Here is a 14,566-nt window from a genome sequence, read left to right as displayed (position 1 = left end):
GAGGGGGTCCATCATCGCATGTCCTATGTTATCGGAATTGACCTTGGTACAAGCGCCGTCAAAGCGCTTCTCCTGGATCGAAGCGGAACTGTAGCTGCTGAAGCTTCCCGTGATTATCCGCTGTATCATGAACACTCCGGCTGGAGCGAGCAGACGCCGGATGACTGGGTGGAAGGTACAATCGGCGCGCTTCGCGAGCTTGTGGAGCAATCCGGCGTACCGGCTGATGCGATTGAAGGCATCAGCTTCTCCGGTCAAATGCATGGCTTGGTGCTGCTGAATGCGGCAGGAGATCCCGTTCGCAAAGCCATTCTATGGAACGATACGCGCACAACGGCGGAATGCCGGGAGATCGAAGCGTTAGTGGGTCAAGAGCTGCTGCTTACGGTAACGCGTAATCCAGCGCTTGAAGGCTTCACACTGCCGAAGATTTTGTGGGTGCGCAAGCATGAACCGGAAGTTTTCGCGCAGGCGGTTTCGTTCTTGCTGCCGAAAGACTATGTGCGTTATCGCCTTACGGGCGCACTTCACATGGACTATTCGGATGCAGCAGGTACATTGCTGCTCGATGTTGCGGGCAAATGCTGGAGCAGCGAGGTACTAGAAGCAGTTGGTCTTCCGGCTTCGTTCGCGCCGCCGCTTGTGGAATCCCATTCGTTGACCGGCACATTGCTGCCCGATCAAGCAGCAGCATCAGGACTTTCCGAGAGCACGAAGGTGTTCGCGGGCGGTGCGGATAATGCTTGCGGAGCCATTGGCTCCGGTATTTTGCAAGAGGGGCTGACGATGTGCAGCATCGGCACTTCCGGCGTTATTCTTTCGTTCGAGCAAGGCAGCGGCAATGATTTCCGCGGCAAAGTGCATTTCTTCAATCATGGTAAAGAGAATGCGTTCTACGCGATGGGCGTTACGCTCGCGGCAGGCTACAGTCTCAGCTGGTTTAAGAACACCTTTGCTAAAGGGGAATCGTTCGACGAGCTGCTTGCCGGTATTGGCGAAGTGAAACCAGGCGCTAACGGCCTGCTGTTCACACCTTATCTGGTTGGCGAGCGTACACCGCATGCCGATTCGGTTATCCGCGGCAGCTTCATCGGCATCGATGGGTCGCATGAACGGATTCACTTTGCCCGTGCTGTTATGGAAGGCATTACGTTCTCGCTGAACGAATCGGTGGATCTGTTCAGACAAGCCGGCAAAACAGTCGATACGATCATTTCCATCGGCGGCGGTGCTCAGAATCCGGTATGGCTTCAGATGCAGGCTGATATTTTCGGCGCAGATGTCGTATCCTTGGAGAATGAGCAAGGTCCGGGACTTGGTGCGGCCATGCTCGCGGCCTATGGCTGTGGATGGTTCGATAGTTTGGAGGCGTGCGCGGAACTGTTCGTGAAACGCGCCGCTGTCTATCATCCAGACCCAGCAGCTGTCAATGCATATGCAGGGCTGTTCCGTGTCTATCAGGACGTTTATGCGCAGACTAAAACGCTCAATGCAGGTTTGCAGCCGTATCGAACTTAGGGTGAAATCGTTGAAGCCGCTTCTTTCGAAAGTTGAGAGAAGCGGCTTTTTTGCGTTGTGTAGTCATCAGCTTTCTTTAAATATTTAACTTTCAGCAAAAATATGGTAGATTTAAAAAATAAACATATGGCGCTAAAATGGAGGTTTTAATTGGCGTTTCCTAATTACGGAAAATGTCGAAAAATGTAATTATTAAAGTGATCATTTTCCAAGTATACTGGAAATGTTGCTGTTATTAATGGCGTTAACCTATCTGGGGCAGAGGCGGAGATCAACATGGGGAAGAAGAATGGTAAGGTTAGATTTACGGTTGGAGCCAAGCTGATGATTTCCTTTATCAGCGTTCTGCTGTTGCTGCTTGTGAATGGGGTATTGAGTTCCCTCATGATGACCAAAATTAATGACAACACGAAGATGATCGCGGACAAATGGCTTGTAGGCGTCGAGACGATCAACAACATCAATTACATGGCGGATCATGTGCTCACCTTGCAGTACAAGATTCTTCTTGAAACCAATGCAAGTTTGAAGAAGCAATATGTATCCGATACCGATGCTACGGTTAAGAAAGTCGATGAGAGCCTCGCCGCTTACAAAGGCATTATGACGGCCGGAGATCAGACGGATCAGGATCTGTTCACGAAACTCGAAGAAGCGTGGAAAGGTTATCAGGACGTGACGAAGAAAGTGTCCGCGAGCAACAAGCAAGCGCTGAGCACAGAAGAGATCGTCACGCTGATGAAAGATTCGGAGCATTCCTATGCCGCTATTCAAAGCAGCATTGATTATTTGGTTCGTAACAACCATACCGGGGCAGAAGAGGCGAAGGAGCAAAACATGACCATCAATTCGCAATCGCAGCGGACAAGCCAAATTGCATTGGTTGTCGGTACGCTTCTGGTCATTTTCCTAACCTGGTATGTACGTAGAACGATATCGAAGCCAATTAAGCAGGCGGCTGTCGTCGTCAATGAAGTCGCAAGCGGTAACTTGGTCACTCAAATGCCTAAGATTCGCAATAAGGATGAGATCGGAGCCTTGTTTAACTCGCTTTCCGGTATGATCGTGCAATTGCGATCAGCTATGCAAGGCGTACAAGAAGCGTCGGCAGGCATTGCCTCTTCTTCTCAGCAGATGCTGGCTATTTCGGAGCAGAACGCGGGCTCGTCACAGCAAGCTGCTGAATCGGTTGCGGAGATGGCTGCCGGAACAGAGATCACGCTGCAGCGTTTCGAGGAAGTAAGCAAGACGACGCAGGATCTTGGCGAAGGCATCAATCGCATCGCGGAATCGACCTCCCTCGTCGCGAGCTTATCGGCAGATGCGAGCCGTCAGGCTGCGATTGGGCATGAAGCGGTGTCGCAGGCAATGGTACGTATGTCGGCCATTCACGAGACCGTGCAGCAAGCAACCGAGCAAGTCAATCGACTCGAAATACATACTCGCAACATTGGCGGCATTTCGAAGCTGATCGGTGAAGTGTCGAAACACACTAACTTACTCGCCCTCAATGCGGCGATTGAAGCAGCCCGCGCAGGTGAGCACGGCCGCGGCTTCGCTGTAGTCGCGGACGAGGTGAGGAAGCTGGCGCTTCAAACTTCGGAGGCCATCGATGAGATAGAACAAGTCATTGAGCATGTCACGAATGACACGCTTACAGTGGTGGAAACGATGCGCTCCAGCTCCATAGAGGTGGAGGCCGGTCTGCGCAGCGTGCGTGAAGCCGGTGCATCTTTCGCTGGCATTGCAGCAGCGTCGGAGCGCGTATCTGGTCAGGTGCAAGAGGTTGCAGCTGCTTCGGAGCAAATGGCAGCAGGCTCGGAGCAAGTCATCAGCTCGATGCAGCGTCTGCAGGAGATCGCAAGAAACAGCTCCGAGACGGCAATGACTGTAGCGGCTACGACAGAAGAGCAAACCGCATCTGCGGAGCAAATCGCCAATTCTTCACGTTCGCTGAGCGATATTGCGCTTGAGATGAATGAATTGACGGCGAGGTTTAAACTATAACAGAAAAGGGCCTTCTCAATAACTTGAGAAGGCCCGTTCTATTTTGAGTTAATCTCCCCAGATTTCCCCTGGCTCTACGCCAAGCTCTGCCGCTATCAAATGGGCGGTTAAGCGCTGCGGCTTCTTGATTTTACCGTTGCGGATATTGGATATGGTCGTTAATGAGATTTGGGTGTTCTCAGCAAGCTGGGTGACAGAAAGCTTCTTCTCCACCATGAGCAGACGAAGCTTATAGGCCGGATCAATCTCAGCATCGCGCATTTCGCTCTTAAAGGCTTGTGATTGTTTGCGAATGGCTTGTCCAAACTTGGATAGGTGAATGGCATTCATGGCAAGGGTTACGATGGCGTAGCATTTAAAGCTGTCATCTGCATTGTAGAAGGGTTGGATGAGGGATGTCGTTAGGTAGCGATCTTCAAAAAGCCGCAGTGTGTACGTGATTTGACCCGACTGGCGACTTTCACGAAGGGATTTAAAAAAGCTGTGGACACGAACTTGGTCTTCTTCTACAATAAACTCTTTGTTTTGTTTCAGGGAAAGCTTATATCGGTCATACGGAATCGAGTTGCGATAGCTGCGAAGCGACATGATTAACCCGCCGCTCGTATAAATGACAGAGGAAACAATGTTCTGTTTCAGCACCATGTCTTCAATCCATTTGTGCTCAGATCGGTCAACGAGCTTAATGGTGTAGTAGACCGCATTAATAATTTCAAGCTGCTGAATATGAACTTCGGCGAAGATATGCTTATCTGCCTGCAAAGTAAGGTTGCATTCCGCATATGCGCTGTCCTTCTGATCTGAGAAGTCGGCGCAAAGCCGTTCAACAAGCTCCCATAACGTATTAGCAGTATGAGGTTGTATCTTTGTTATATCGTGCCCGATTAACTGCTCAGAGGAGAACCCGGTTATAGTCGAGAAGGCATTATTAATCGTATGAATTGTGAGTACGCCTTGATTTTCATGAATGATCATGATTGCATCTGTATAATAAGTAAATAAATCATCCACTATTATGCACCCCTGCACCTGTTGTTCGTTTATTATAACACATTATTTATGGAAGGGAATGGATAATCATGCTTCACATCACAAATGGAGATCATGCTGCCGCGTTGATAGGGCGAAGCGAGCGATTCGCATCAGATCGGATTCTGCCTTGGAGAGAGAGCTGGATAGACGGTCCAACGCCTTTGGAATGGTGGGGACAAGCAGAAACAATCGAGCGTGCTGCATGGATAGAACGTGACTTTGGTGTACCGAGTGAGCATTACCGACGTGAGTGCGAAGTGCAGTTAGCGGTACTGACGAGCGCGGTACAAGAAGGCGAGGAAATTGTGCTCTGGTTTGAATATGATTTGTTCGATCAGGCGATGCTTGCGGCACTGCTCTATTGGCTGTGGCGCTCGGAAGCATGTGAATCACGGCTTGGTCAAGCTCCGAAGCTTAGTTGGGTTATTGCCGAAGAGGTCGCCGGTGTTACAGATTTTCGCGGCCTTGGTCAGCTGACAGCGGAGCAGATTGGCGGCTTGTGGCCGGAGCGAAAGCCGGTATCCTGTGATGAACTCGCTGCAGGCGCTCGTGCATGGGAGGCTTATGCGGCGGGCAGCAGGGAATCGATTGATGCTTGGCTGCAAAGCCAAGATGGAGCCATGCTTCCCGTGATGGCAGCAGCGCTCCGGTTCCAACTCCAGCGGATTCCTTCCGAGGCGGAGGGTGAGCTAGGAATTGTGGAGCGTTTAACGCTGGAAGCACTAGCAGAGGGGCAAAGGCCGATGACCCCGGATAAGTTATTCGGCATCGTTTCGGCGGAGCTGCCGATGCTTGGGATGGGAGATTTGTCATATTGGTCTGTGCTGAGCAAGATGGCAGCAGGGGATCATGCGCTGATTAGTATAGAAGGAGAAGAGCCGCTGCCAGGTTATGCTGCGGTACATCCGATTGAATGGAGCAGGTGGCAAATTCGTCCCGCAGTGAATGGATTTGGTAAGGGGCAGGAATGACTTCTCGTGAAATGGGTATTCTAAACGGGAATGGACTATTTTGCCGGAGAAGGGTGTGCCTGAAAGATGCAGAATGATACTGCGTTATTTTTTCAATTCGGTGACAGCAAGACCGCCGCGCTCGCGTGCAGCACGCTTCAGGAACTAGGTTATGAACCTGTCATCCAGCAGGAGATGGGGGTGCACATTCATTTGCACGGCAGTGATCTAACCTCTGCACTTGAGATTGCTCAGGCGCATGGCGGCCAGCTTGCGGTTCACTCTTCCATCCCGGATATTGAGCTCACGAATGACGCTTACAATATGGAGAATATTACGATACCGGCGCATGTGGTCAACGAAGACTTGATCGCACAAGAAGAAACGCAAGCCGGATTATCCAATTGGGACGACGACGCCCCGCAGCAGGATGAATTCTTCCCGGACGACGGCTCGTACGGGTATTTCTCCGGAGATGTACATACATAAGCTCGCACGGGATGCGAGTTCATTTGATAAGCTGACCAGCTGCTGTTGGTCAGCTTTTTTTGCTGTATAGAGAATTAAAAGTACTCAAATTCAGCACGGGGGGTGTGTGATGCGGTAGCGGGATGCGCGATGCGCGATGCGCGATGCGGGTGCGGGATGTGGAATGGAGGTGCGAGGTGTGAGGTGCGAAATGCGAAATGCGAAATGCTCTAACGAACCGTACAGCGCTTATTTGCCCGAAAACAGCTCCAAAAAAATTTTAACGAACCGTACAGGCTCTATTTGATCGTATGTGGGGTTTTGGGAGGCGATTATCCCACAATAACGTCTCTACGGTTCGTTAGAATCTCGGAGCCCCGAAATTCGGCCCAATAACGCCCCTACGGTTCGTTAGCTTTTCGCGGACGCGGGTAGGCGGCATTTGGCATGTGAAATGTGAACATACTGAGCCGTTTCACGTTGCTGTTCGTTTCCGTGTGAAAGCTCAGATGTCAAAATAACAACAGACACAAGTAAAGATATTCTATTAATGCGTATTGCGAATCGCAGTACAATAGCTGTGAAAACTTGAAAGCGCTTCAATCTAGCGATATTACATACATGCCATTCGCTTAAGCAGGGAAGGAAACCATTGAAGGAGGCGTTGCAGAGGGGACAAGAAATGGCCCGAAACGCATATTGCTGTTGGGACAAACAGATTGATGGAGCAAATAAACGGGAGGTTATATGAGCATGTTCAGACGAATAAATGCCATTATTCTTACAACCACAATGCTGGTCGGATTGATCGGCTTCGGCGTCGCTCCGGCGAGCCGGGCATCTGCCGCTGATAACGTTAACGTGTCGCCGACAGAATCGACTATGCAAGAAGAGGTTATCAACGGTTTCGAGAATGTTGCTAACTGGTCGAAAAATTACGATGATATAACGCTTGCGGCTGATACCGCAAACAAAACAGAAGGCTCTCAATCGCTTAGTGTGACCTATACGGTGCCTGTGCCGGAGCCTGGGTCATGGCATACAATCGAATGGGATACTTCGGCTGATCCGCTGGACCTGTCAACGGCAACGCAGCTGAAGCTTGATATTCGCTCAGCGAACAATCAAACGACCGGTGGGCACGAGCCGATTCGATTGAAGCTGTACAACAAGTCTATTAATAAAGCAATTTTCGAGAATGCGCTTCCCGTACAAACGGCCAATGAGTGGAGCACGTATACACTGGATTTGAGCAGCATTCCGGCTTCTGAGAAGGCAGCGATCAGTCACATTGCTTTCTATGTTTTCAGTAAAGATGACGTATTCGAAGGCAGAACCTCACTGCATTATCAACTAGATAATTTGCGAGTGGTAAGGCCGATTCAACTGCAGGAGCAAGTGATTACAGGCTTCGAGAATATAGCAGACTGGTCGAAAAATTACGATGATATAACGCTTGCGGCTGATACCGCAAACAAAACAGAAGGCTCGCAATCGCTTAGTGTAGACTTCACGGTGCCTGTTCCGGAGCCTGGGTCATGGCATACAATCGAATGGGATACTTCAGCAAATCCGCTGGACCTGTCAACGGCAACTCAGTTGAAGCTTGATATTCGCTCGGCGAACAATCAAACGACCGGCGGGCATGAGCCGATTCGATTGAAGCTGTACAACAAGTCTATTAATAAAGCAATTTTCGAGAATGCGCTTCCTGTACAAACGGCTAACGAGTGGAGCACCTTTACGCTGGATTTGAGCGCTATTCCGGCTTCTGAGAAGTCAGCGATCAGCCACATTGCTTTCTATGTATTCAGCAAAGATGACGTATTCGAAGGCAGAACATCGCTTCACTATCAACTAGATAATTTAAGAGTAATTAAACCTGTGGATCCATTAATGAAGAACGTCATTAACGGTTTTGAGAACTTATCTGAGTGGAACGGGCCAACCGACACTGCAGATACAGTGAATAAGACCGAAGGCGCACAAGCCGCCGATGTCACGTACATTGTACCGGACAAGAGTAAAGGGAATGCATGGGTCGAGTATTCATGGGATTTGAATGCGAATCCGATGGACTTGTCGCCAGCGACGGAGATTGCGTTCGATATCCGTCCGGTTGGCAGCCAAACGGAGGGCAGTCATGAACCTATCCGTTTCAAGGTGATGGATACGGTTGGTAATGTTATTTATGAAGACGCACTCCCGGTATTGACTGCGGATCAGTGGACGAATTTCAAACTGGATTTAACCACAATACCGGCACAAAACCGGGCACATATTAATAAAATCATCTTCTACGTCTTTAACCAGGACGATGTGATCAAAGGCAGAGGAACACTGCGTTACTTGTTCGATAACTTGACGATTCTTACGAGTCAGGTACAGCGCGTAATGGCAGCTCCGGGGTCCTCGGCAGTTACGCCTGGTACTACAGTAAGCCTTACTACGCCGTCTGTGGGAGCTAGCATTTACTATACGGTTGATGGGTCTGATCCGAAGACCTCCGCTACCAAAGCGTTGTACAGTGCTCCGATTACAATCGCAGATGTAACGACGATTAAAGCATATGCTGAGATTCCTGGCAAACCGAAAAGCGCGGTTTCCGTCTTCGACTACACAATTGGAACCGGTGTACCGGGAGAAGAGGTTTATGGGATTAATTCCAGTGTGGCAGATATCGGAAGCAGCATGCTTGCGGGAATTCACCGTACGACTGCAGTCGGTGAAGATGGTTTTGTAAGCGACTGGAACGGGCAGGCTTCATTCATTCTGCCGTCCAATGCAAGCAAGCAAGTGAAAATCCCAGGCTGGGCCGGCGTTAACGATTTGTCGGCGAATGCGGCTCTAGCTTACGACGACAACAATCTCTATGTGCATGTTGATGTTAAAGATGCAGACCATCTTGATTTCTCTGGCGATGTCATCTGGCGGGGAGATAGTGTTCAGGTTGCATTTTCCAAAGATGGCGCGGTTTATGGACCGGAATACGGGTTCTCGTATGGCAGCGGCACGGCCAGCAAGTTTAGCTGGAACAGCGGAAGCGCTAAGCTTGGCGTTGATTCGATTAAGTTGAAAGTGAATCGTGACAATACGAATAAAGTCACTGTCTATGACCTAGCTATTCCATGGCTTGCAGCATTGCCTGCAGCACCTGGGGATAAGGTTCCTTTCACACTGCTCATTAATGACAACGATGGCGGTGAAAGAAGAGGTTACATCGAATGGACGCCGGGGATCGGTAACGGCAAGGATGCAACAAGTCTTGGTTCCTTGATGCTGCTTGATGACGAACAAACGTGGAGCACTTGGATGCACGGACCGCAAGATGCCCTTCAGAACACAACTTACGACTATTCGATCGCAGTAGCTAACTTCGGAGAAGAAGCGGAAACGTTCCAAATTTCCCTTCCGAATGTCAGCGGTTCTGAAGTTCAAGAAATCACCGTACCAGCAGGAAAAGTACTCAAGAAAGCAATTCCGGTATCATTCCCAACTGTCGGCAACCAGCAGTTTGAGGCCGTCATTATCAATAAAGAAACAGGTGAGTCCAAGCAAGAAACGATCGCTGTATCCGTAAAACGGAATGCAGAAGCCTTGTTGGGCTTGTTGGATGAGCTGAATGAGAAGCTGCCGGCACTGGAGGATCTGCTTGCGACAGCCAAAGAGCAGAACATCCCGGTAGACTATGAAACGGTGAATTACACCGTCATTAAGAACTTTATCCAGTACGGCAAAGACGACATTACGAACAATTTCTTATCACGAGCCGATTATGTCGTGAATGAACTGGATCGTCTCTACAATGAAGCGACTGCTAATGTGCAGGCATACTTGAGCGGCGAGAAGACAGCATTAAGCGTTCCGCGATATGTTACTTCTCGTTCGAAGATGGAAGGTTTCTCGTTTGTCGGTCCGACGAAAACATCGACTTCGGCTGACGCAGTTGAACGACCGATCTTCTTCACGGGTTACGGTCACTTCAATCAAGCGAAAGCCGATATTCCACAGTTTAGCGATTACGGCACGAACATCATTCAGATGGAGCTAGGTCCGGACGGTACGGTACTGGCGCCAGGTACGATGGAGGAGCCAGGAGAAGGAAGCACCGATGATTACGACATTTCCACGGACTTGATTACGACCAGCGTTATCCCAACACTGGAAAATGCAGCAGAGCATAATATCGCAGTCAGCCTGCTCATCTCGCCGCATTATTTCCCACAGTGGGCGAAGGATAAGTGGTCGGATTTGGTCAATGGCAACAATGCGGGCTTCCTGAAATATAACGTTAACGCTCCGAAAGCGCGTGAAATCGTTGAAGCTTACATCAGAACCTTAGTTCCACTAGTGAAGGATTTGCCTTCGCTGCACAGTATCATCATCAGCAATGAGCCGATGTACGATACAAGAACGGATTCGACTGCAGTTGTGCCTTGGCATCAATTCCTTGCCGCTAAATACACGACAATCGCAAGCTTGAATGCGAATTATGGTAAGGATTACGGTTCATTTGACGAAGTTGCGATGCCTTCTGTTAAGGATGCAACGCCTTATTACTACGACTGGACCGTGTTTAACAATGAGTACTTCTCATCATGGCATAAGTGGATGGCTGAGCTGGTAAAGGAGCTTGCACCTGATGTACCTGTCAGCGCCAAAATTATGGCTAACTTGAACGGTGCAACATCCTATGGCGTAGATCCGGAGGACTTCAGTGAGTTCTCGGATATGAACGGCAATGATAACTGGAACTACCTCGGAAGCGGAATCAGCGGATTTATTCGCGAGAACCGGTTCTATGATTTGCAAGGCTCGTTTAGAAAAGCACCGATTTTCAACTCTGAGACCCATGTTATTGCTGACAGAGATACGGTATACACACCGGAGCAAGCCAAGCACGTAGAAACATCACTCTGGCAATCTGCCGTACATGGTAAGAATGCATCAGCGATTTGGGTATGGGAGAGATCCTATGATCCGAGCAGCGATTTCTACGGCAGCGTGTTACAGCGCCCGGATGTTGTACAATCGATCGGGAAAGTGAACTTGGACTTAAACCGATTGGCTTATGAGGTAACGGAATTGCAAAATATTGCGCCGAAGGCAGCTATTCTCTACTCGCTTCCTTCCATGGTTTACTCGAGTGCATATTTAGATACAATGGACCGTGCGTACGAAGCGCTGACGTTCAACGGCCAACGAGTAGGCTTTGTGTCCGAGAAGCAATCGCAAGATGGCGATTTAGCTGATTACAAGCTGTTAATCGTTCCGCAAGCTACGAATGTTTCGGCTTCTACGTTGGCGGCTATTAAAGATTTTGTAGCTGCAGGCGGGAAGGTCATTATGATTGGTGACCATTCACTGAGTGCAGACGAGAACAATAAGCCGCTGAGTGGTGCAGTCAGAGATGTTGTTGTTGCAGGTTCGAAGGTACTCGGCGACGACATCGACAGCGGCGCGTTGAAGCAATCTGTCAGAGCGAGCTTGACTGAATTAGGCCTAATGAACGTTGTTCTGAAGGATAAGGCTACAGGCCAGCCGATCGATGGCGTAGAATGGCTGAGCACGAACTATGACGGCAAATTGCTTGTCAACATTGCTAACTATGACCCGACTACAGCCTCCAAAACAATTAAAATTGAAGTAAATGGCAAAGCGGTCGTGAACGCGCAGGAATTGATCAATGGCGGTGCCGTTGATACGAATAACTTCACGGTTGCGCTGGAGAAACCTTACTTGCTAGCACTTGAACTCAAAGATGTGGGTCCAACTGCTCCTGTAACAGTAGGAGGCAGCCAAAACCAAACTGAGGTCAAGGACACCGTCATTAAGGTGACACCTTCATTGAAAGATGGCAAAGCTGCAGCTGCTGTATCGGAAGGTGATTTTGCTACAGCTCTTAAAGCGGCGAAGAAGGATGAGCAAGGCAATAGCATCGTGACCGTTGCGATCAGTGCTCTTACAGGTGCAAATGGTTACGTGCTGGAACAGCCGGCTTCTCTATTCTCCGAGAAGAATGCTGCGACGAAAGTGGCGATCCAAACAGGTGACGCTGAGGTAGTGCTTCCACTTGATATGTTTGCGGATAAAGAGATTGCTGGTGCGAAGACAATTACGCTGTCGATCAGCCGCGTGCTGAAGGATGGCAAACCAGTTGTCGATATCAGCATCACAGCGGATGGCAAGTCGCTTCATTGGAACAATCCGAATGCGCCGGTGGTCGTATCGATCCCGTACACGCCGACCAAGGAAGAACTGGAGCATCCGGATCACATCGTAATTTGGTATCTCGACGAGGCCGGTCATGCGATTCCTGTACCGAATGCCAAGTATGATGCTGAGTCAGGTAAGGTCGTCTTTACGACGACGCATTTCAGCAAATACGCGGTCGCGTACAGCTTCAAGACTTTTGAAGATGCGGCTAAGTACAAATGGGCACTGCAAGCCATTGAGGTTATGGCATCCAAAGGTGTCTTGAACGGAACAAGTGACACGCAGTTTAGTCCTGCCAAAAACATTACAAGAGCAGATTTCGTCGATGGTCTGGTGAAAGTGCTGGGACTTTCTGCGAAGTTCGAAACGAACTTCAGCGATATCGACAAGTCGGCTGCGTATTACGAGTCGCTTGGCATCGCGAAGGCGATTGGCTTGTCACTCGGAACAGGCGGCAACAAATTCAATCCGAACGGTCAAATCACTAGACAAGAGATGGCTGCGCTCGTTGTCAGAGCGATGAAGCTGGCGAAATCTTCGCTGGCTGCAGGTTCGGACAGCGACCTGAAAGCTTTTGCCGATGCTTCGCAAATTGCCGGCTATGCGGTTTCAAGTATGGCCTCCCTAGTGAAAGAAGGGATCCTGGTAGGCGATGGAAGCAAAGTCTCCCCAACAGGACATGTAACGAGAGCGCAAGCTGCTGTCGTGCTCTACCGACTATTTACTAGAGAATAGTAGCAGCGTATAGAACAAGTCCACGATGAATGTCGTGGACTTGTTTTCATTTGGTGGCTAGTCCCCGACCAGTCCCACGCCAGCAGCCCAAAGCCAACCTTTTGCCAACCACTCATCAGTCCCACGCCAGTAGCCCAAAGCCAACCCTTCGCCAACACTCATCAGTCCCACGCCAGCAGCCCAAAGCCAGCCTTTCGCCAACCACTCATCAGTCGCACACCGGTAGCTAAAAGCCAGCCCTTCGCAACCCCCCCACCAACCAACCCCACGCCAGCAGCTAAACCCTTCGCCAACCATTCATCAGTCCCACGCCAGCAGCTAAAAGCCGACCATTCGCTATCCCTCACCACTCTAACGAACCGTGGAGGTCTTATTTTGGAGAAATAGGCACTTCAATTATTCTAACGAATCACAGAGGGCTTATTGGACCGAAATAGGCAGAAATGCATGAGTTTTCGAGCGAATAGGACCTGTAGGATTCGTTAGAATTTCAAATCGTTACTTTTTGATCAAATAAGACCTGTACGATTCGTTAGAATTAGGAAGTCAGTAAGGTGTAGGTGCGATACCGCAGTTTACCGTTGGCCACAATAAGAAGCTGATGTTCGACTAGGTTGTGTAGAACAAGCCGTGCATGATTGTCTGAAATTCGTAGATGGGAGGCCAATTCTAATGGAGTAAATGGACGAAATAGCCTTCTCGCGAAACGGATGGTCTCGGCTTCAAAACAATTCAAACCATCGGGCACGTCCATGGCAATGAACTTGCCAATAAAGGAAAGAATGAGCTGCTGACAGCGCTTGGGTTCATCTGTAATGGAAAGATAAGCAATCGGCATGAAGATCCAATCGTCAAGCGCTAATAAACAATGCCGCCAGCATAAATCCTTAAAGCGGCGAACATCGAGATCCCTCGCGTGGGGGCCGTATCCTTGAATCTCGATTCCGCCTTTTACATCGCCGCCTGGCATATAAGCCAAATCGAGGTAACGATACCCATTGTTAGAATCCCGCACCTCCCATTCGGGATGTAGATGGTTGAAGTTGCGTACAGCAGGAAACCAAACGGTGCGCAAAAACTCAATTGTGCCGTGACCGAGTCCATTCTCCAATATTTCGCGTCTTCTATGATTCTGTTCTTGGGTAATGTTGGACGTTATCCATTCCTCGTAGGCTTGCTCAAATCTAGTAATAGCTCCTCGCATCCTTCCTATTAGCCGCGCAAACAGAAAAAGCCGCCTCAACACATGTACACCTCCCAATGAGGTGCATGTGCTAAAGCGGCGTGTGCTTCACGACCGATAATATACGACTAGTATAGCAAAACTGGAAGTGAATGTCATAGAAAAGTCATAACGAGATTTCTAACGAACCGTGGAGGTCTTATTTTGGAGAAATAGGCACTTCAAATATTCTAACGAATCACAGAGGCCTTATTGGACCGAAATAGGCAGAAATCTACGCGTTTTCGAGCGAATAGGACCTGTAGGATTCGTTAGAATTTCATATCGATGCTTTTTGATCAAATAAGGCCTGTAGGATTCGTTAGAGGTGGTGGTGAGGTTGAGATGGCGGGGAAAATGCAGGGTTAGCGGGGATGCGAGGTTTGGGGTGACAGGTTGCAGGATCAGTGGGGATGCG

Annotated in this window: 7 protein-coding genes; 5 read left to right on the top strand and 2 right to left on the bottom strand. The window is 49.4% G+C overall.

Going from position 1 to position 14,566, the window contains the following annotated elements; genetic code table 11:
* Positions 1-18: 18 nt before the first annotated feature.
* Positions 19-1,518: a xylulokinase gene (gene xylB / locus AC506A_RS12980; protein ID WP_495461411.1), complete on the top strand. Its 1,500-nt coding sequence runs from the start codon at positions 19-21 to the stop codon at positions 1,516-1,518.
* A gap of 276 nt (positions 1,519-1,794) precedes the next feature.
* Positions 1,795-3,525, top strand: coding sequence for a methyl-accepting chemotaxis protein (locus tag AC506A_RS12975; protein WP_495461410.1), 1,731 nt, complete (start codon positions 1,795-1,797; stop codon positions 3,523-3,525).
* Between the two features lie 48 nt (positions 3,526-3,573).
* On the opposite strand, the gene AC506A_RS12970 is transcribed toward AC506A_RS12975, so the two are convergent.
* Positions 3,574-4,536, bottom strand: coding sequence for a helix-turn-helix domain-containing protein (locus AC506A_RS12970; protein WP_495461409.1), 963 nt, complete (start codon positions 4,534-4,536; stop codon positions 3,574-3,576).
* A 68-nt stretch (positions 4,537-4,604) separates the two neighbouring features.
* Between AC506A_RS12970 and AC506A_RS12965 the strand changes: the two genes are divergently transcribed.
* The 3 genes from AC506A_RS12965 to AC506A_RS12955 all read left to right on the top strand — a co-directional run bounded on the left by AC506A_RS12965 (position 4,605) and on the right by AC506A_RS12955 (position 12,926).
* Positions 4,605-5,528 (top strand): DUF1835 domain-containing protein, encoded by a 924-nt coding sequence (locus AC506A_RS12965; RefSeq protein WP_495461408.1) that lies wholly within the window; start codon positions 4,605-4,607, stop codon positions 5,526-5,528.
* Positions 5,529-5,594: 66 nt separating this feature from the next.
* A complete protein-coding gene (locus tag AC506A_RS12960) occupies positions 5,595-5,996 on the top strand; it encodes a hypothetical protein (protein WP_495461407.1) in 402 nt (133 codons plus the stop codon).
* A gap of 732 nt (positions 5,997-6,728) precedes the next feature.
* Positions 6,729-12,926, top strand: a complete 6,198-nt coding sequence (locus AC506A_RS12955; protein WP_495461406.1) for an S-layer homology domain-containing protein — start codon at positions 6,729-6,731, stop codon at positions 12,924-12,926.
* A gap of 538 nt (positions 12,927-13,464) precedes the next feature.
* On the opposite strand, the gene AC506A_RS12950 is transcribed toward AC506A_RS12955, so the two are convergent.
* On the bottom strand, positions 13,465-14,118 hold the full coding sequence (locus tag AC506A_RS12950) for a transcriptional regulator (protein WP_495461895.1): 654 nt from the start codon (positions 14,116-14,118) through the stop codon (positions 13,465-13,467).
* Between the last annotated feature and the right edge of the window lie 448 nt (positions 14,119-14,566).

The organism is Paenibacillus sp. N22P23 (genome assembly GCF_059383735.1).
This window is presented reverse-complemented; position numbering and strand designations above follow the sequence as displayed.